General features: G+C 29.1%; 18 protein-coding genes. 7 read left to right on the forward strand and 11 right to left on the reverse strand.

Features of this window, described 5'->3' with window-relative positions:
• Window positions 1–63: 63 nt before the first annotated feature.
• Both J3E06_RS02400 and J3E06_RS02405 read right to left on the reverse strand, forming a co-directional pair.
• Window positions 64–1059, reverse strand: a complete 996-nt coding sequence (locus J3E06_RS02400; protein WP_013180721.1) for a beta-ribofuranosylaminobenzene 5'-phosphate synthase — start codon at window positions 1057–1059, stop codon at window positions 64–66.
• Window positions 1060–1196: 137 nt separating this feature from the next.
• The gene (locus tag J3E06_RS02405) at window positions 1197–1658 is read right to left on the reverse strand and encodes a CBS domain-containing protein (RefSeq protein ID WP_013180722.1); all 462 of its coding nucleotides are present in this window, start codon (window positions 1656–1658) and stop codon (window positions 1197–1199) included.
• A 360-nt stretch (window positions 1659–2018) separates the two neighbouring features.
• Between J3E06_RS02405 and J3E06_RS02410 the strand changes: the two genes are divergently transcribed.
• From J3E06_RS02410 to J3E06_RS02425, 4 genes are all read left to right on the forward strand, one after another.
• Complete coding sequence (locus J3E06_RS02410) at window positions 2019–3614, forward strand: TraB family protein (protein ID WP_013180723.1); 1596 nt, start codon at window positions 2019–2021, stop codon at window positions 3612–3614.
• Between the two features lie 176 nt (window positions 3615–3790).
• Window positions 3791–4465, forward strand: a complete 675-nt coding sequence (locus J3E06_RS02415; RefSeq protein ID WP_013180724.1) for a metal-dependent hydrolase — start codon at window positions 3791–3793, stop codon at window positions 4463–4465.
• 200 nt (window positions 4466–4665) lie between these two features.
• Window positions 4666–5664 carry an aldolase gene (locus J3E06_RS02420; RefSeq protein WP_013180725.1) on the forward strand — a complete coding sequence of 333 codons (999 nt, stop codon included), beginning with the start codon at window positions 4666–4668 and terminating at the stop codon, window positions 5662–5664.
• 44 nt (window positions 5665–5708) lie between these two features.
• On the forward strand, window positions 5709–5897 hold the full coding sequence (locus J3E06_RS02425; protein ID WP_048187594.1) for a hypothetical protein: 189 nt from the start codon (window positions 5709–5711) through the stop codon (window positions 5895–5897).
• A 139-nt stretch (window positions 5898–6036) separates the two neighbouring features.
• Here J3E06_RS02425 and J3E06_RS02430 read toward each other — a convergent pair whose 3' ends face one another.
• The gene (locus J3E06_RS02430; RefSeq protein ID WP_013180727.1) at window positions 6037–7383 is read right to left on the reverse strand and encodes an AIR synthase related protein; all 1347 of its coding nucleotides are present in this window, start codon (window positions 7381–7383) and stop codon (window positions 6037–6039) included.
• Between the two features lie 264 nt (window positions 7384–7647).
• Window positions 7648–8031: a nascent polypeptide-associated complex protein gene (locus J3E06_RS02435; RefSeq protein ID WP_013180728.1), complete on the reverse strand. Its 384-nt coding sequence runs from the start codon at window positions 8029–8031 to the stop codon at window positions 7648–7650.
• A gap of 403 nt (window positions 8032–8434) precedes the next feature.
• On the opposite strand from J3E06_RS02435, the gene hypD reads away from it, so the two are divergent.
• A complete protein-coding gene (hypD, locus tag J3E06_RS02440) occupies window positions 8435–9541 on the forward strand; it encodes a hydrogenase formation protein HypD (protein WP_013180729.1) in 1107 nt (368 codons plus the stop codon).
• Between the two features lie 233 nt (window positions 9542–9774).
• Window positions 9775–10626: a fumarate hydratase gene (locus J3E06_RS02445; RefSeq protein ID WP_048187595.1), complete on the forward strand. Its 852-nt coding sequence runs from the start codon at window positions 9775–9777 to the stop codon at window positions 10624–10626.
• A 156-nt stretch (window positions 10627–10782) separates the two neighbouring features.
• On the opposite strand, the gene hmdC is transcribed toward J3E06_RS02445, so the two are convergent.
• The 4 genes from hmdC to J3E06_RS02465 all read right to left on the reverse strand — a co-directional run bounded on the left by hmdC (window position 10783) and on the right by J3E06_RS02465 (window position 15521).
• Window positions 10783–12318 (reverse strand): 5,10-methenyltetrahydromethanopterin hydrogenase cofactor biosynthesis protein HmdC, encoded by a 1536-nt coding sequence (hmdC, locus tag J3E06_RS02450; protein WP_013180731.1) that lies wholly within the window; start codon window positions 12316–12318, stop codon window positions 10783–10785.
• Between the two features lie 164 nt (window positions 12319–12482).
• Entirely contained in the window at window positions 12483–13631 is a 1149-nt protein-coding gene (hmdB, locus tag J3E06_RS02455; protein ID WP_013180732.1) for a 5,10-methenyltetrahydromethanopterin hydrogenase cofactor biosynthesis protein HmdB, read from the reverse strand.
• A gap of 76 nt (window positions 13632–13707) precedes the next feature.
• Window positions 13708–14739, reverse strand: coding sequence for a 5,10-methenyltetrahydromethanopterin hydrogenase (hmd, locus tag J3E06_RS02460; protein WP_013180733.1), 1032 nt, complete (start codon window positions 14737–14739; stop codon window positions 13708–13710).
• A 107-nt stretch (window positions 14740–14846) separates the two neighbouring features.
• Entirely contained in the window at window positions 14847–15521 is a 675-nt protein-coding gene (locus J3E06_RS02465) for a cyclase family protein (RefSeq protein WP_013180734.1), read from the reverse strand.
• A 170-nt stretch (window positions 15522–15691) separates the two neighbouring features.
• Between J3E06_RS02465 and J3E06_RS02470 the strand changes: the two genes are divergently transcribed.
• On the forward strand, window positions 15692–16357 hold the full coding sequence (locus tag J3E06_RS02470; protein WP_013180735.1) for a histidinol phosphate phosphatase domain-containing protein: 666 nt from the start codon (window positions 15692–15694) through the stop codon (window positions 16355–16357).
• 113 nt (window positions 16358–16470) lie between these two features.
• On the opposite strand, the gene J3E06_RS02475 is transcribed toward J3E06_RS02470, so the two are convergent.
• The 3 genes from J3E06_RS02475 to infB form a co-directional block, all read right to left on the reverse strand.
• A complete protein-coding gene (locus J3E06_RS02475) occupies window positions 16471–17250 on the reverse strand; it encodes a CBS domain-containing ParB/RepB/Spo0J family partition protein (protein WP_013180736.1) in 780 nt (259 codons plus the stop codon).
• Window positions 17251–17464: 214 nt separating this feature from the next.
• Complete coding sequence (locus J3E06_RS02480) at window positions 17465–18934, reverse strand: DHH family phosphoesterase (protein ID WP_013180737.1); 1470 nt, start codon at window positions 18932–18934, stop codon at window positions 17465–17467.
• A gap of 427 nt (window positions 18935–19361) precedes the next feature.
• Window positions 19362–21158, reverse strand: coding sequence for a translation initiation factor IF-2 (infB, locus tag J3E06_RS02485; protein WP_048187214.1), 1797 nt, complete (start codon window positions 21156–21158; stop codon window positions 19362–19364).
• Window positions 21159–21215 lie beyond the last annotated feature (57 nt).

The following is a 21215-nucleotide window of genomic DNA, read 5'->3' on the forward strand; positions in this document are numbered from 1 at the left end:
TATAAACAAAAAGTAAATAACTAAAAAAATAACTAAAAATTATTAATTTAAATGGTAAAATACTTAAATTAATTTATAACCAGTATTATTACCTTTTGAAATAATTATATCGCCTTCCAATCCTTCCCTATCAAAAAATTCATTAGAATATTCGATAATTTCTTTTTTATCACCTAATGAATATATTGTAGGCCCAAAACTCGATAATCCACTGTATGAAATATTTTGTAAATGAATAAGTAGATTTTTTAAAGTAGACTTTTGCAATTGTACTTCTGCACCTTTAAAGCCTAATCCTTGTATCTCATTTATACATTCTCCAAATGATTTCATATTATTTTCAATAATTGCAGGCATCATTTTCATAAGTACAAGTCTACAAAATCTATTTACATCAATTTCAGGTACTGGACAGAATTTTTTAAAGATATCCACTTCTTTTTTATCAGCCACTTGTTCTTCGACAGGGATTTTAGGAATTGTTAATACAACATCCCAATCAAAATTATGCCTAAATAAAAGTGGTGCTGTTTTAACATTTTTTGATGCAGAAGAAGGTTTATAATCTATCTTTTCAGCATTTCTTCCAAAAGTATGCCCTCCATCTACAATAAAACCACCATATTCAAATCCTGAAACACCAATACCCGAAGTTCCCCCCCTTCCAGTTAATTGTGCGATAGAATACGCATCTAAATTATAACCATATATGGAAGAAGTTAATTTTCCAGTGGATAGAGAAACTTGTGTACCACTACCTAATCCAGTGTGGGCAGGGATTACTTCCTTTAATTTTAAAGATATTCCAGTTTGACCAATTTTATTTAAAATGTTATTTGCAGAGGTATACATTCTATTATATAGAGCTTTTAAGTCCTCTTCGGCAGTTTTATTTGATATAGAGCTACTAAATTCTATTTCTATCTCATTACTTTCTTTACCCACTATTTCACAGTTTGGATAATCCAGTGTAGCCCCTATTCCGCCGTCAATTCGCCCGACACTTCCATTCATGTCTATAAGTCCCATATGTACCCTGCACGGGGATATTATTTTCATAATGCTCTACTCCATTATTAAAATACCAATTACAGTAGATATATCAATATTGATATTATTATTTATACAAATTACAAATTTATATGAGTTTTGAATTAATTACTATATTAAAATTACGATATAATAAATTTATTTTATTATATTAATTCTTCCATTAAGTCCCCTCTTGTAATGATACCTTCCAAAACACCATTATTTACAACAGGTAATCTATTTATTTTTTTATCTGCCATTATCGTAGCTGCGTCAGATATTGAAGAATCTAAAGTTATATAAATGACTTCAGTAGTCATTATTTCCGAAACTTTAGTTTTTAAAGCTTCATTTATTTCTTTTCGGTATTCGTCCATTTTAAAGATTGTTTTTAAAGGCAATTCTACTAAATCCAATGGTGACGGGGCTATTAGATTTATATCACTATCTTGAACAACCAAAGCTCTTATAACATCGCTTTCAGAAACCATACCCACTAAATAATTATCAGCATCTAACACAGGAACGCCACTTATTTTATGAGTTCTTAATAGCTTTATCAAATCATATATCTCGTCATCTTGTTTAATTGTAATAGGTTTTTTCATAATCTCTTTTATAGCCATATCTATCAACTGCCATACAATAACTATACTTTGTAATTTAATATAATTATATAATTAATATATTTTAATTTAATACAAAACTAATATTAATAAAAACTAATATTAATAATAAGAAATAATATACTTTTAAATTTATTGTTTATCGATTACATAATATACCATAAATTTATAAATTAACATATATTAAAAACTTAATTTTCGATACAAATATTCTAATATACTTTTTAACCTATATTTTATATATCTTAGCACATATTTATATTGTACATATTTAATCATCGATAAGGAATCTTTGAAGATAATTTTAAAATATAATTTAAGTTAAAAATAGAGTTTTATAGATAATTTACACGTGATACTATGATTAAAATTAATAACGGACATAATGAATGTGAAATACATTTAATAGGTACTGCACACGTCTCTGATAAAAGTATAGAAGATGTATCAAAAGCCGTTAAGGAAATAAACCCTGATATTATTGCTATTGAACTAGACCAGAATAGATTCTTTAAAATGTTCCAGGAACGTAGTGGAACCATATTTTCAAAAAATCTAAACGGAAACAAATTATCATCAATTTATGTAGTCCAGGAATTAGAAACTTTAAACGCAGTTAATGAACAGTCAAACGATTTAGAACCCCAAAATAAATTTGAGCCCGTGGAAACAATAGATGATGTAAAAGATAACAAAAAACATGTTATGTTATTAGAATTATCAAATAAGGAAGATTTAGCAGTTAAAGAAAAAAAATTATTGATAATAGCAGATAAGAAAGGCAGAATAAATTCTTTATCATACCTAATCCCAAAAATTAAGGAAGAAATAGAATCAGAAATTATTGATAACGACGAAAATTTACAGGATGAATCAGGAATACAAGAAAATATATCGTATGATTTAATGCCGATAAACTTGAAAAACTACCACATTCTAAAATTACCATTAGAAGATAAGCCTATGGATTTAATGAGTGCAATAAAAAATAATAAAATGAGCCAATATCTATTACATAATATATTAGCAGATTTTCAAAAAAGTATCGGTGAAAAATTCGACATAAAACCCGGTAGTGAAATGAAAGAAGCTATTTCGTTAAGTATTAATGCTCAAAAACCACTTTTACTAATGGATAGACCTATAGACATTACCCTATCAAGATTAATAAATAGTATGAGTTTAAAAGATAAAATAAAATTATTTACGGACTTATATAGCAATGATAGTGAAGACATAGAAATTGACAAAGAAACCATTAATGAAATGATAGGGAGTGCGGATGAATTAATTGAAATATTAAAAGATGCTTCACCGACATTTTATACAGTGTTAGTTGATGAAAGAGACAAATATATGGCTAAAAATCTATATGATTACAGCTTTGGAAGAGATAAAATCGTTGCAATAATCGGTGCAGGCCATAAAAAAGGTATTATTAATTATTTAAAAGACTTAGAAGATAAAAAAACAATTAATGTCTTAGAATTAATGGAAACTAAAAAAAAAGATTCCCTTTCTAAAAAAATATTCAAATGGATACTTAAATTAATACCTTTTGCAATATTAGCGGTTATACTCTATGGATTTTATATTGCATCGTCAAATCCCGAACTATTGAAGCAATTGACGATAGAATGGGTGTTAATAAATGGAATATTGTCTGCATTGGGCGTAATTATAGCAAGAGGTAAACCAATAACTGCAATTGTTGCGTTTATAGCTGCCCCGTTAACTTCTTTATGCCCGTTTATCGGAGCAGGATGGGTTGCAGGAGCTATGGAATTGAAATATAGACCAGTATCTATTAACGATATACAAAATATATTCAAAGTGGATACTATTAATCAACTTTTAGAAATAAATACCATGAAAATTTTAATGGTTGCTGCTTTGGCGAATTTGGGTAGTACGATAGGTACTTTGTACTTTTCTGCAAGATTTTTGGGAGCTTAATTCCCATATTTAAAAATAAATTTTTTTATATATTATATTTTATAACATTACATTATTTTTTTTTATTTTTTTTATATTAATTTTTATTTGTTGAAATCAAAAGATTATTATAACCATACAGTAATATATTAAATATAATATATAATAGATATTAATGTTAAACGGTGAATTTATTTATGAATTGGAAAGGGCACGTTATTTTAGGCATAATTATGGGATTACCTTTTATATCATCTCCAGAACAGATTTTTTTAGTTGTTGCAGGTGCTTTATATCCAGATTTAGACCATGACGTAAAATCAGAAATCGTTAATAGGGGGCTATATATTGCAGGGGGATTCTTAGCTTTGTTGATATTGAGCTACTTGTTCAAACCAGCGTTTTTTAATTTAGATTATTTTATAGCCGCAGTACTAACGGCTGTAATCTATGCAATACCTTACTATGCAGACCATAGAGGATTAACCCATACATTCGTAGCAATGATACTTGGTTCAATCGCTTTAGGTTATATAGTACTCAAATTATCAATACTATCGCCCATAATCGCTTGTATCATTGCCCTAATTATGGTAACTAACGATAAATTATTGGCAAAAACAATATCCATTGCAGTTGCAAGCTGGGTAGCATTTTACTTCTTAATACCGCCCGTTTTAAACCTTAACGGCTTAGCATTTTACGTAGTTCCAATATTTATGGGATATTTATCCCATATTGTAGGAGATTGCATAACTCCAATGGGCTGTAAAGCTCTTTATCCACTAAAACGCACTTTAAGGAAACCCGAAGCCATAGTTATGGGGATACTTTGGTTATTGGGAGTTATATACGTTCACAAAATTTTATAAAATAATAAAATAATAAAATGATAATGCAAAAAAGAAAGTTTATTCAAATTATAAACTGCAAATATAATTTCAAATTTAAATCAGTAGTTTATTAAATAATAAATTACAAATATTTTTAATAAGAAAATATCTAATTAGATATAAAAAAATTTAATATATTAGATAAGGAATAGTATAAAAACTGAAATAGGGGTGAAAAAATCACCAATTTCGATTCAAAAGAACCTATAAAACTTACCCATAAAATAGATATCCCATTAGACGTTTGGGAAGAAAATATATCAGAATACATTGAAAATTATAATGCAATTACCAAAGGAACTGGTAAATTATTTATATTTGCCGGAGACCAAAAAATAGAACACCTAAATAATGATTTTAAAGGTGAAGGAATATCTATTGAAGACTCCAATCCAGAACATCTGTTTAAAATTGCTAAATACGGAAAAATAGGTGCTTTTGCTACTCAGTTTGGATTATTATGTAGATATGGTCGAGACTATCCAAGTATAGATTATATCGTAAAATTAAATTCAAAAACTAATTTAGTTGAAAGTTGCCAAAAAGACCCATTAAGCACTTTGTTGATTGATATTTCAGACGTAATAGAATTCAAAAAAAGAACGGGTCTAAATATAAGGGGTGTAGGATATACACTATATTTAGGTAGTGAATTCGAAAGTGAAATGTTATCCAAAGCAGGTCGAATAATCCACGAAGCACATAAAAATGGATTAATAGCAGTTATTTGGATATATCCACGAGGAAAAGCTGTTCGAAATGAAAAAGAACCCAAAATAATTGCTGGTGCCACAGGGGTAGGAGCCTGCATAGGTGCAGATTTCGTAAAAGTTAATTATCCACAGTCTAAAGAGCCAGAAATAGATTTTAAAGATGCAATAGCTTCTGCAGGTAGAACCAAAGTCATATGTGCCGGGGGTTCCAGTAAAAAGCCAGAAAAGTTTTTAAAAATTCTTTCTGAACAAATAAACATTAGTGGAGCTTCAGGTTGTGCAACGGGGCGAAATATTCATCAAAAATCATTGTTGGATGCAGTAGCATTAACCTATGCTATTAATGAAATAGTATACAATAATAATACCATAGATGACGCATTAGAGTTTTTAAAACCTGAATTAAAAGAAAAAATAAGGGATGAAATACTTTTAAAACAATATGAATCTGAAAAAATAAAATAAAACAATATATTGCATACAAAAATTAATTTGGTGAAATTATGGATATGGATATGGAAATGATTGTTAATTTAATAGATGTTCTTGAAAAAAAAGGGGTGGGCGTTCAACTATCTGTTGAAGACCAGAAAACGGTGGAAATTACTGTTAAAGATAAAAAAGTAGATATAAATATTGTAAAACCTGCAAATATTGGTAAATTATTAAAAGAATTAGATTTACCAATGGGAAAATAAAGATAGTTAAATAATAATAATAATAATAATAATAATACTAAAAATAATAATAAAAATAATAAAAATAACTAAATAACCATAATTAAATAAATGGGGCAATTAATTAATAAAATATATTAAAATAAAAAGTAATATTATTTTAATTCATATTATTTTTTAACTTTTTTACAACAAAATCTTTTTTAGCAATTGCTTCATCACAGGATTTTGCGACTTTAGACTTCATTTCTTCGAAATTTTCAGGTTTTTGTTCTCCAACTATCTTTTTAACTGGAGTATATGCAGCTTCCCTAAACTTAGGAATTAATGGGATTTTTTCACCATTTTCAATTAAATAACTTACATTTCCTTCAGCTACAATACCAATAACTTCAGCACCAGCATGTTGCTTAATTTCTTCAACTTTATCTTTTGGCGCTATAATTAATAAACTGTCTATTGAAACTCCCAATGGGTCGATATTAAGATTTTCCAGCATTTTTAATACTTTTTCATCTACTAATTTGTAAACTTCTTCCTTTTCAATTTGTAAAGATACATTTGCAGTATTTGATATTTCATAAGCATCTCCCCTAAGACCCCCATTAGTTACATCAGTCATTACGTGAATATCTTTTAACAAACCTGCTTTAATCAATCCCTTACAAGCTTTTAGGAAATCAACGTTTATAGTCTGGTTTATAGCATCAAAATCTCCATAATACAAACCTGTTGTGGAGATTGTGCCTCCGCCACTACCTTTAGTCATTAAAATTACATCCCCTACTTCGGCTCTTTTTCTCGCAGTAGGTTTTCCTTCTTCTATTACACCAATTGCAGCTACAGAACTTACTAAACGCTCGCCCAATACCATATCACCGCCTACTCTTAAAGTACTACCTGCAACCAATGGCACATTTATAGCTTCAGAAACTGCACAGATTCCTGCAGTATATTCTAAGATTTTTGCAACGTCTCCATCGTCTGCTAAGTGTACATCACTGATTAAAGCTACTGCATCAGCACCCATAACATAAACGTCCCTTAAAGCAGCTCTTGCTACGTGGAAACCTGCTAAAAATGGAAAATCACTTAAACGTGAGTGCGTACCATCTACTGCCATTACAACATATTTTGCATCAGCTTTTACTACGCCAGCATCATCTTGTTCAGTGCTATCCACTTCAGTCTCTTGATTAGTTGTTCCAATTATACGGGCTATTTCCCGGTGTACAAAGAAATCACCTTGTCCTCTACTACCAACACCCATTTTACCCATTGTAACGTCGGAAATACTTGAACCTAAAACATATTTTAAATCTTCGTCATCGATTTCCACGTATTTTTCTGTTGTTTTAACTTCTTCAATTACGGCACTTACAAATTTTTTTGCCCAGTCTTCATTTACATCTTTTATCTCTAAAACACGCTTAAAACCAGCATCTATTATTTTATCTTCAGAAACACCGTTTTTTAAATTTCTCCTAACATATCCTTCGATATCCATATGAAACACCAACATATTATGATATTTATAAATTATTGAAAATATTAAAAAGTCTTAATATTTTATTAAGATATACTACTAAAATAACAAATACAATATATAATACAATATTATTAAATCGTTAGTAAATTCAGATTATAAAAATAAAATTTAAAGATAATTATGTAATTTATTTGGACAATATTCAATTATCAAGGCAAATTATGAGAATAATTGAATATACCAAATAATGATCGATAATCGATAATCAATAAATTTAATTGATTAATTTTCGCCTAATTTTAATATAGCTTCTGCAATGTCTCCATTAGCTTCTTCCAATACTTTTTTAGCTTCTTCTTCGCTAACATTACATTGTGAAACTACCATTTCAATGTCTTCTTTTGTAATGTCCAATTTTACTTCTACATCTTCAATTTTTTCAACAGTTTTTGCAACTTTTTTTGCCCTACCAGTTATAGAATATGTCTTATTACCCATCATATCCATTACTTGAACTTTTGGTTTTTCAAAAACTAATAGTTTATCTTCTAATTCGATGGTAACTTTTAACGCTTTAACGTCCTTTGCGTCCATACCCATATCTTTCATCATATTTTGCATTTGTTTTATCATTCTTGGATTCATTCTTCCTCCACCTGGAAACATAAAAACACCTCTTATAAGTTATAGAAATTCCTAAATTATCAGTAATTTAGCATATAATACATTATCTTAAAATTAATAATCATTATAATATGATAATGACGATTGCTTATAAATTATAGATATTTATACAATATATAGTTTTTCAATCTAATTAACCAACAAATTTAAATTAACAATATTATGAAATTCAATTCATAAAATATATATTAAATACAACCATATTAATCATAACATACAATTTACAATCTAAATTATACAACCAATATTATCATACAAAATAATTAATTTTTATAAAATCATTTAATGAATAATAATTGTAATAATTGTACTATAATAGATTAAGTACCATAAGATTATAAAATCTATAAAATTTGTTTGGGCTAAAAATTAATGAGGGCATATTATGGATATAAACAGCAAACCAATAATTAAAAAAGCAATTGATAAAATAAATGAATTTGGAAACCAGATTGAAAGAGAAGTAAAAATTATGCACGTATGTGGTTCTCACGAACATACTATTTGTAATTACGGTATTAGAGACGTATTACCGGACAATATAACTGTTGTTCCAGGACCTGGCTGTCCTGTATGTGTTACTACACAAAAAGAAATCGATGAAGCCATTTATTTAGCAGAACAAGGTTATACTATAGCCACATTAGGGGATATGTATAGGGTGCCAGGTAGTGATAAATCATTGATGCAATTACAATCCGAAGGTGCTGACGTTAGAATAGTATCAGGGATACCGGAAGCTGTTAAGATAGCAAAAACCACCGATAAAAAAGTAGTTTTCGTTGCAATTGGATTCGAAACGACTGCTCCGACGACTGCTGCCGAATTATTATCAATTAAAGCTAAATATGACAGCAATAAAAATTCAGCAAATGAACTTAATTTTTATATACACAATTGTCATAGGCAAACACCGCCAGTTATGGATTTTTTACTTGGAGGGGGCTCCAAATTAAATTTAGACGGATTTATATGTCCCGGACACGTTTCTACAATTACTGGTTTAAAACCGTATTATGCACCTTGCGAAAAATACCACGCTCCAATGGTTATTGCAGGTTTTGAGCCTACTGACGTGCTCATGTCATTAGTAATGCTATTAAATCAAATAAAAGATGATGTTGCAAAAGTAGAAAATGAATATATTAGGGGAGTTAGGGAAGAAGGAAATGTCGTTGCTCAAAAAATGATAAACACGGTATTTACAGATAAAGATGTAGCTTGGAGAGGTTTTCCAGTTATTAAAAATGGGGGCTTTGAATTAAAAGATGAATTCAAGAGATACGATATTAAAAATATAATAGATATGCCAGAAATTAAGGAAAAAATAAATAAAGGATGTATATGTAGTGAAATACTAAGGGGCGAAAAATTACCAACAGATTGTAAATTATTCGGAAAAGCTTGCGACCCTATCAATCCAGTAGGTAGCTGTATGGTATCAGATGAAGGAACCTGTAGAATATTCTACAAATATAAAAAATTAATATAAATGATAATCTAAATTGTAATTTAAATATTTTTAATTAAAGAAGAAAAAAATAAGAAAGTAGAATAATATACTAAAAATATAAGAATATTATAAAAATATAAATAAATTTAACCGTTAAATGATGGGAAAATATGAAAAATAAGGATGATACAAAAAATACTGATAAAATGGATTTTAAACCCATACTAAAGGAATATAACAAATGTAATGTTTGTAAAAAATCCATAGCTACCATTTCAGAAATATCACATATTGTTGAAGAATTGTTAGAAATATCTGCAATATATCTACCAATGGACATAAAAAAAGCACTTGAAAATTCTGAGAAAATCGAAGAAACGGAGATATCAAAAGATATTTTAAAGGCAATTGTTAGAAATAATGAAATTGCAGAAGAAAAAAACATACCTTTGTGTCAGGATACAGGAGTGCCCGTTATATTTTTAAAAATTGGAAATAACATCAATTCAACAGATGTAATAAAAATAATGGAAAATATACAGTATGGTGTTGAAAAAGCTACCGAATCAGTGCCTTTAAGACCAAATGTAGTTAATCCATTGACTCGAGAAAATTTAAAAACAAATACGGGGTTAGGCTCACCTTTTATAAATATAGAATTTGATGAAAAACTTGAAAAAGAAATTGAAATAACAGTTTTTCCAAAAGGTGCGGGTAGCGAAAATATGAGTGCTTTAAAAATGTTAACTCCTGCAGAAGGAATTAAAGGCATAAAAAAATTTGTATTGGATACTGTAGTAGCTTCAGGAGGTAAACCTTGTCCCCCTATTGTATTAGGTGTAGGTATTGGAGGTACTGCAGATTTATCACTTAAATTAGCAAAAAAAGCACTTTTAAGGAATTTAGGTACAAGGAATAATGATAAAAATATTTCAAAAATGGAAGTTGAGTTATTAGATATGATAAATTCATTAAATATTGGTGCAATGGGACTTGGTGGACTTACAACCGCTTTAGACGTATTCATCGAAATCAACGGTTGCCATACTGCTTCATTACCTGTTGGAATTTGTATTCAGTGCTGGGCAGATAGGAAAGCTACTGCAAAAATTAAACTTCCATAATCTTAATTTTGATTAGTCTAAAAAATAAAATAATTAAAAAAAGTTAATTAAAAAATTAATTTAAATATATTATTCAAGATATATTAGTCAATAATACTTGCATTAATATCTTTTAATATTATATATTTTGGTATTTATCAATGTATTGCATATTAATTAAAATAAATTAATTGCATTTGTTTTTTTAAGAATTTTTATCATAATTTCTGGTATCATTGTGGTAATTACTGATTTATCCGAATTTTCAACAACTTTTTTGTCATTGCCGTCGCAAGCATAAGCATTGATACCATTATCATTTAATATTTTAACAGTTGCTTTTTCTACCCAGGGGTCCATATCACTAATATAAACCTCTTCAGGATTTAAATTATTAGCAATACCCCAAGAAATATACCTTGCACCCAATAAACCTAATTTATCGTAATTTCCAAGTTCTTCCCCCAAAGAAGTCAAGTTTTTACCAAAATAAGGCTTTCTACCCAAATTACTATCTTTAACAGTTGTCCAGTGCGCATCGCCCATGAAATAATTACCAACAGTTTCGGGATAAATATAAGTTTTATCATTGTATGTTAAAAACTTATTACCTTTAGCTATCGCTTCTAATTGTGTTTTAGTAGCCAAGCATATATTTAAATTAGATAATTCTTCTTTTACAATACTTAAAACCCTTGGAAGTCCAAAATTAGTTCTTTTTGCAGTTCCTGGGGCATAACCGCACATATAACCATGGTGATTACCTACAAAACCAGTTAAGATAACATTTAAACCACTTCTAAGCCCCACCCTACATTCATCTTCATAAGCCCCATTTGTAGCCACCACACCACCCCTTACCAAGATACGTGAAGCTACAATTGATTTAGCAAAATCTTTTAATCTATCATTTGAACGGTTAAATGGGCCCCCTTCAACCACGAATACATCTACATCTAAATCGTTGCATGCAGTTAATCCAGTTATTAAATCATCATAACCATCACCGATGTGAAAAATACCTTCAATACCTTTTCCAAATTTCTTTGATGCTTTAACTACTTTTTCCATTTCGTCAATAGATGCACTGTGTTCTTCCCCACCTTGCTCTTTTACGACGTTTACACAAACGGTGGATGATTTTTTTATCCAATTTTCAAATTCATAAGCATATTTATGCTCTTTATCTAAAAGACGTTTGTGTATTCTATCTTTTGGACAGCCCGTATATGGAGGACCTTGATTATAACATTCGCCCATACAATGCGTTATTTCTTTTGGGAATCTCATAGGTCCATTTTCACCGAAATGGTCCAAATCAAGAGGTACGTCCACCAAATTATAGATTTTCTCCATCACTTCAAAAGGAGTCATACTCTCCTTTTCAGCAATGTCTGCTATGGCATATGCACACAAATGTATAGGAAAACCCATATGGTCTGTTAATGTACAGTTTTCTAAGAATTGCCTTAAATCTAATGTGGAAGAACATGGACCCACACCCAATTCCACCAAATCACAACCCATTGGAAATTTTCTAAAATTATTGCCTATTTTATACAATTCTTCAAGTTCAAAATTCCCCAATACATCAACTATTTCAATTATATCAGATTCTTTCAATTTATTGCGTATTAATTTATTATTAATTATTCCTTTTAACTCCAATGCAGCCATGGGGTCATTTATGGAGTCTTTAATTAATTCTTTCATATTATAACCTCATTATCAAATTTTAATTGAATTAAAGTTATTTAACAAGATTTTATAAATAATCATTATAAAATAGATACTAAAAATAAATTAGGTAATTAGTAGAGTAAATATGATAAATAGGTGTAAATTAATAATTTAAAGTAATAATTAAATCATTAACATTATTTACAAATAATATCAGGTTTTAATCCAAGTTCTTCAATCATTTTGCACACGTTATTTAAATTACCTGTTTTTGGACTTCCCACACCCACAATATTCATTGGATGATTATCTGGAATCACAGTAGCCACATTACTTGCTCCAGCCATTAACGCATATTGCATCAATTCTGCCCCAATGGTTGGTGTAGGGGAAGTTATCCTAATATTTGGGAACATTAGCCTTGTAATTGCTATTGTTTTTGCTTGCTCCAATGCTGAACATTTTGGATGATGTTCCATAGGTGTATTTTTGTATGGATTAAATCCCATTATCGGAATTTCTTGAACATTTAAATCTTTTAAAAAATTTAAATGATTAACCCTATCTTCATAAGATTCACCTATTCCAATTAAAAGTCCTGAAGAAAGTTCAACTTCGTGTTTTAATATGTTTTCACATACTTCTATTCTATCCTGTAATTTTTCACCCGGTTTTACGGAGTTAAATACATTTTCATTGATACTTTCTAAATTACAACATATTGTATCAACATTATTATTTTTTAAATGAATTATACAGTTTTCAGTTAAATCTGCCCCTGCATTAACTAAAACCTTCAAATTAGAAACTTTTTTAACATTTTTTAAAGCTCTTAATACTTCTAAACCATCATAACCATGTCCTGATGAACAGCTTACTCTTTTAAGTCCCGAAGATTGTATTGCTTTCGCAGAATTCTGTATCATTTCGTCAGAAGTCCTAAAAGGCTTTACATAACCTTCCGTAGATGTTCCTGCGGCATAACCACAATATTTACATTTTGGAACTACACTACAAATATTTGTAATGTGTATTGTAGAAGTTATTTCAATAGAATCAAAAAATAAATCCCTCAATTGTGAAGAAATTGAAAATAATTCTAAATAATCAGCTATTTTTGAGATACTAAAAAGTTCTAAAGCTTGTTTTTTTGTAATTAAACTATTTGATAAGTTATTTTTTTGGAGCAAATTAACATATTCTTCATTTGTATAATCATAATTAGTAATATATTCCGCCAAACTTGTTTCGTCCGTAATTTCAGCAATATTAAAATCTTCTGCCATTATTTTATGGATTTTTGAGTTTAATTCCTGAAAATTATTTCTTATTTCACCAAGTGACATTTGAACACCTCGTGTAAATTAAAAATAAACAATAAACAAAAATAAACAATAAAAAAAAAGAGAAATTAAATTTAATTTATTGTTTTCCGTGTTTTTCGAGAACTTTTAAGGAAGCTGGTAATATATCAGCTAATGGACCAAAACACATACTGTCTGCAGTACCTGTTAAAGCTACAGGGTCCAATTTTTCTTCCATATTGTTAATTCCTTCGTTTCTCATTAATTCTAAAACTTGACTAATAGCTTCGTCTGCCATCATTTGTGCAAAGTCTGCTGGAGCTCCTAAAATTTGAGTAACTGCATCTCTGTATGCTAAAATACCTGCGTAAACTGGTGCAGTAACCGCTGAACCCATATCACATACCGGGCTAATTAAGTTAGCTGGCATTTTGAAAGCTACACCTCTTGCAGTGTTTGCAATTTTAAAGAATTTTTCAACTGTTTCTTCATCTGCAAATCCTTCTGAAAGGAATACTTGTCCTTTCATTTCAGGAACTGAGCCTGGGTGGTAAGCGATTATGTTTAAATCGTCTCTACCTAAATCTTTAAAGATTTTAGCAAATTTAGGGGTTGGAATTGTACATGCGTGTGTAACAATTGCACCTTCTTTAATGTTTGCTGCGAATTTTTCGATAATTGCAGGTTGGCTTCCACCTTTTGGCAACCAAGTTATAACAATATCTGCATCTTTAACTGCTTCGTTATCATCTGCAGTAACTTTTAAACCTATTTTTTCAGGGTTTACAAAGTGTATACATGCTTTAGGTGGTTTTGGTAATTCTTTTGCTTTAGCTTTAACTGCTTCTCTGATTTCAGGCATAACTTCCTCAGCTTTTCCTGCCAAATGTGCTTCCATTACTTTAGCGTAATCAAAGTTATCTAATACCACAATTTCGTTTTCTTCTGCAAAGCAAGGGTCTGAAACTACTACTTCGTCAATTTCATCAATTAAATGTAATAATTCTGCACCCATTGCAATTGTTGAGTGTGCCATTGCAATTTCTGGAATACCTACTTTTTTAGCCACTTCTGAAACTCTTGAAAAGTTTGTAATTCCAGATGCGGCGTGTGTTCTATAACATCCTGCACCTAATATTGCTACTTTCATAATTACACCTCTAAAGGTTTCTCTAATATAATATACAAGTAAATTATTGTTAGGTATTAAGATATATATACATTAGTATTAGAATTTCTAATACAATAACTTTATATTTAGTATATATTAAAAAATCCAATAACATTAATAGGGGACCCATCAGGAATATTAATATCTAATGGCATACCTAAAAAAATAAAAATTTTATTATCCAATAGTTCCAAATTTGTTAAATTTTCGATTACCAATATTTTATCCAATAATTTTTTATGCATTGTATATTCCCCAATAGAAGCACAATCTGTAGCTATTATGTCAATATCTAAATTCAAAATTTTTTCTAAATATTTATCTAAATTCAAATCATAATCAAAATATTCTGAATTGCCCCATAATTTATACATATTTGTATTTAAAATCAATATTTTAACATTGTTTTTTATAATAAAGTCTTTTAACTCTTGAAATTTATCTTCAATTTCAAAATATTCCGTATATTCTGAATTATATTCAATACATAGTGCATTTTCATAAATTATTTTTTTATTTTTTAATTTTAAATAAGGTTTTGAAATATTATTATTATTATTATTATTATTGCCATTATTAGTCCCAATATGACCTGGAAAATCAATATGGGTACACAAATGTGAATTAAGTTCCAATTTTGATATATTAAATTTATCAAAGCATATTTTGAAAATTTTATATTCCGGGTCGCCTGGAAAAACAAAATTTGTCAAATTATGACTTAATATTATTGGCTCTGCAAAAGTATTTTTCAAATTCATATCATCACCATAATTTAGTGGTAAAGGATGTTATATATTATAAACTATAAAATATATTAAAAATAAAGTTTAATAAATAATACTATTAAAACTAATAAAACTAATAAAAATAATAATAGAACTAAAACTAAAATTAAAAAATAAAATGATAAAAATAACTTGTGATATTTATGAGACATGATTTTCACGCCCATACTCTATATAGTGATGGAGAATTACTGCCATCAGAACTTATAAGAAGAGCTATAGCTTTAAAACATAAAACTATTGCATTAACCGACCACGGAGACATTTCTAATTACAAAGAATTGATAAGAATGGGTCTTGAAACCAAAAATGAGTTAAAAAATTATTGGGGCATCAATGTGATTGCAGGAATTGAATTAACACATATACCTCCAAAATCAATACCTAAACTTGCAAAAAAATGCAAAGACGAAGGTGCTGAATTAGTCGTGGTACATGGAGAGACGTTAGTAGAACCTGTTGAAGAAAAAACAAACTATTATACGTCATTATCTTCCGATGTAGATATACTAGCACACGGTGGATTAATAGACCAAGAAACTGCTCAAAATTTAAAAGAAAATGATATTTATTTAGAGATAACCTCCAGAAAAGGTCATTCATTATCAAATGGGTGTGTTTTAAACGTTTCTCGAAAATATGGTATCCCTACAGTGATTAATACTGATTCACACGCCCCAAGTGATTTAATTTCTTACGAATTTGCTAAAAAAGTAGGTTTAGGCTGTGGAATGACTTTTGAAGAAGTTGAAAAATCACTTACGACCAATCCATTGAATTTACTTGAAAAAATAGGAATAAAAAAATAAAATAACGAATAATGGTAAAAAATAGAAATAAAAACTATTAAAAATAAAAAATAATAAAAAATAATAAAAAATAATAAAATTAGAATAATAAAATTAGAATTAATAATTATAATTTATTCATATATTTTTAAACTACATATATCATTATTAATATCATTAGAAGGGTCTAAAACTTTTATATCACATAAAGAGTTTAAACCTTGCTTTTCTGCTGTTTTTTGAATTCCTAATTTTTTAGACGTTTTTACATTTAATACATAAGCATCTAATTTATCAACTTTTATTTTATTCGCTGCAACTGCCCTATGATGGCCATCTATAATTAAGTATTTAATAAGATTTGTTTTGATAACGATTAAAGGCTCTGCCAAACCACGTTCTAATTCATAAATCCGGCCATATAACTCATCCTCATAGACTTTATTTTGAGTTGGCTTAAGATCCTCTACATCAATCACATCTTTATAAACTTCCAAATCATAACCTAAATTTCGATAGGTTTTAACAATTTTTTCCAATTTTTTAGGGGTTGTCTTTTCAATCTGAGACCTTAAAACATCGGTGTTTGTAAGTATGCCCATTAAATTATTATTTTTACCCACAACAGGCAGTTTTGAAAAACCAGTTCGGAACATTATCCTCCCCATATTTAATATATCTGCGTCAGGGTATGTTACAACCATTTCACCGATGTCTGTCATAATATTCTTTATTTTTTCGTCTTTTTCTTTTCCAATCAAATCGTGTACAGAAACTATCCCTAATAGTTTTCCAGATTCTACAATCGGAAAAGTATCGTGAGTAGTATCTTCTACGAGTTTTATTGCATCGCATACGGTAGCATCCAATGGTAATGTATTAACTTTTTTGGTCATATACTCTCTTACACTCATATGATATCCCTACTCATAATCGTCATATAATTTAAAATAATATATTCCAAAATACTATTTTAAATTAATGGTTATATCAAAAATATATGAGAAGATTATTATTTTTATATTAAAAATTATTAAAAATAAAAAATAAAAATAAATTGAAAAATAACTTAAAAAAGACCAAATAAATTAAATAATTAAATAATTATAAGATTATAAGATTATAATCTTATTCGGAAGTATTATTTGAAGATTCATCTTCATAGATTCCCATTGTAGACAATATTTTATTTTGAATAGCTTCTTCAACCAATTGTCTTAAAGAAACTTTGTCAGATACTGATTCAAAAATTCCCAAAGGAATACATGCCGCTGCAGAAGCTTGATGACCACCACCCATAAAAGCTTCATTCATCAAAGCACCTAAATCAACTCTTAAATCCTTAGTTCTCGCACTAATATGGATATTATCATCTGAAATACCAAATATATATGTAGTGTATATACCTTCCATTTTAAGTAAAAAATCCGCAGCTCGAGGCAATGCGTCTCTATTTTTGATATTTCCAACGTAGGAAAGTGCAATATTTCCTTTAATTATTTTTCTATTTGAAATAGCTTTAGCCAAAACGTCCATAGTTTCAGTTTCCATTTCAGGATTTTCAATCATTTCCAGTACTTTTGTGTCCATTAAACCTTGCAAATAACTCGCAATTTCAAAATCCATCTTAGAAGCATTTCTTTTGAAATTATTAGTATCTGAAACTATTGCGTAATATAATGCAGTTGCAAGATGCCTATCGGGTTCTATACCCAGTTGGATTAAATAAGTCGTTAATATAGTTGCAGTTGCACCTGCCTCTGTTTGGATATCCGAATAATTAGCGGCGATATCCCCATCTTTATGATGGTCCAACAAAATATCGATATCACGAGACCTATCAATCTCAGAATATAGTGAATTATAACTCGAAGAGTCAACTATCGCAATACCACAATATTTATTCATATCCACTTCTAAGATATTTTTTAACTTAATCCCTAATAAATTAACCATTGCCTTATTTTCATCATAACCAATTTTTCCAGCATATGCAATCTTTGAAGATGCACCCCATCTGTCCAAAATAGTTTTTAGAGCCATTGCACTTGCCATTGCGTCAGGGTCGGGGTTATTATGTAGCATTATTAAAAAATGCGCATCAAAACAACAATCGTCCAAATTATTTTCATCGCTACAAAGATTATTATATTTAGTTTTTGCGTCTTCAACTATTTTCCTTAAATCCAATAATTTCCTTCTTAATTTTGATTTTTGTATTTCGTGCACTACATCTTTAGCCGCACTCTCTAATGGGTAAATAACTTTATCAACATTTAAACCCTCATAAAGTTCAGGATACTTTACGATACCCCTTACAATTACGTACGCTCTATCATTTATAGACTGAATTAATTCTGCGATTTTACGGTTTAACTCATTATTATTCGTCATAATTAATATTGTATCAGCTTCGGTGATTTTAGCACGTTGTAAAACTTCTAATTGCCCCGCATCACCCACAATGTGGTTAAATGTTCCATTACTTAACGATTCGAAAACATCTTCGTTAATGTCTATTATAGTAAGTTTGTCCAATTTTTTAGCACAATTTACTACCTTACGACCAAATGCACCATAACCTATTGCTAATATCATATTATGCCTCCATTGGATTGGACGAAAGTATGTGTTATAACATTCTTTAATTTATAAAACATATATCCTTATTAAAATAAAATTAATCTAATATTATTAATAACTAGTAAATAATAAATTTTTAAGTTTTTAAGTTTTTAAATCTTTTAAAATATATTAATTAGTATAACTAATCATATCTTATATTAATAATTATTCGTATATTATCGAACATTATATATACTAAAATTAATTTTTATAAAATATTTTATTTTTTAAAACCATTAATTAAAAAAATTAATCGCAAATAAAATAAATGTTTTTGTTATATTTTTGTGTTTTATCATTATAGTATAAGTATTTTTATGTATATATTTTTAGCGATATAATTTACTAAATTAAAAAAATAAACGTATTTTGTAAATAAATAGTACATTTATTGACGTAATTACATACCCCAAAATACATTATTTTCAACTTTTTGTTTTAACTCGGTGTATCTATTCAAAGCTTCCAATTCATCGCCCCTCAATTCAGACTTATATTCGTGATAGAACTTCCTAACTTCAGGTTCTGGAACTTCTACATATAATATATCTTCTTCCTTGGCATGCCTACCCAATATTAAAGAGCCATCGATTGATATAGGAACTTGCATTCCAACTTTAGCTTCTTTAATAGTTTCTTGTTGATTATTTCTAAGTTCTTTGACATAACCAACCTTTTTACCATCTTCCAACATTAAGTTACTTCCAACTTTCAAAGTACCATATAATACTTCAACACCACATACTGCAGGTGCTTTTTGCCTAAATATGCAATTTGGTAAGATTTTTAAGATTGCTGGTTTTGTTAATTTGTTTAATTCATCAGATTTTAAAGCTTCTTCCATTTCTTTAATCCAATCTTCATAATCTTCAACTAATTTATAGATAATTTTATCTTCAAACAATTTTACATCGTTCTTTTCAATTTCCACTTTTGCATCATTTAATACTTTAGTATTAAAAGCAATTATGGCACCATTGTATGGATTAGACATTGCATAAGAAGTAGCTTCAATTACGTCTTTCTTATTAATCTCTCCAACTTCAGCCTTTTTTATTTTAACATTTTTCTTTCTTAATTCAGTAGCTAAAGCTTCCAATGAACCCATTGTGTCAGCTTTTATAATAATACCTTCATCATCCAATGTAATTTCAAAATCTTCTATTTCTTGGACAATTTCTTCTTTAGCAGATTCAATCTCGGATTTAGAAACTATTCTCAAAGGACTACCTGCAATTACCATATCCAAATCTGGAGCAGATATTTTAACACCGGTGGCGGCCACAATTTGTTTTGAAGGTTTAAACTTATCTCTCGGGTCCATCATTTCGTCTAAAGCCTTAGGTTTTAATAAGGCCTTTACTTTTGAGGTAATTACGCCGTCAGGATTTCCAATAACTATGTAATCGCCCGCTTTCGCAATTCCGTCATAAATAATAGCGTCGATTGTTTTACCCAAACCTTTTTCTTCCTTTATCTCTAAAACGGTTCCTTTTGCATAACCTTCTACATTTAAGCCCAATTTTTGTTCCAAGAACTTTTGAGCAAGACCTGCAATAATTATCAATAAATCTGGTATTCCTTCACCAGTCATTGCAGAAACAGGTATTACATTTATAGTTTTTGTAGTATCTTTAACTCTGGAAAATACATCTGCTTCAAAACCTAATTCATTTAAGGGGGCAATTACATTTTCATACAATTTTATTTCGAATTCCGTCAAAGCATTAGGATGTTGTTTTTGCTCATTGAAATTAGTTATAAAAGGTCCATTGATTGAATTCCAGCCAGATATTTTATCTAATTTGTTCGCTGCAACTACAAATGGAGTTTTACATTGCTTTAAAATGTTTATAGCTTCGATTGTTTGAGGTTTAAAACCTTCATTAATATCTACAACAAGTATGGCAATGTCTGCTAAAGCTCCGCCTCTTTTCCTTAGCGAAGTAAAAGCTTCGTGTCCTGGAGTGTCAATCACTAATATACCAGGTATTGATAAATCGGCTTTAAATATGTTTAACAAATCCTTTGAAACTTTCTTTATAGTCCCAATGGGAATTTCACTTGCACCGATATGTTGAGTAATACCCCCGGCTTCACGAGTTGTAACTCTTGTAGTTCTAATTCTATCTAATAAAGAAGTTTTTCCGTGGTCTACGTGACCCAATACACTTACAATAGGGCATCTTAACGCCATAATATCACCATTATACATCGATAGCTTAAAAAAGTTAAAAATTTAAAATTAAATTAA

The organism is Methanococcus voltae (assembly GCF_024807655.1).
Taxonomy (GTDB): Archaea; AGJL01; Methanococci; order Methanococcales; family Methanococcaceae; genus Methanococcus; species Methanococcus voltae_D.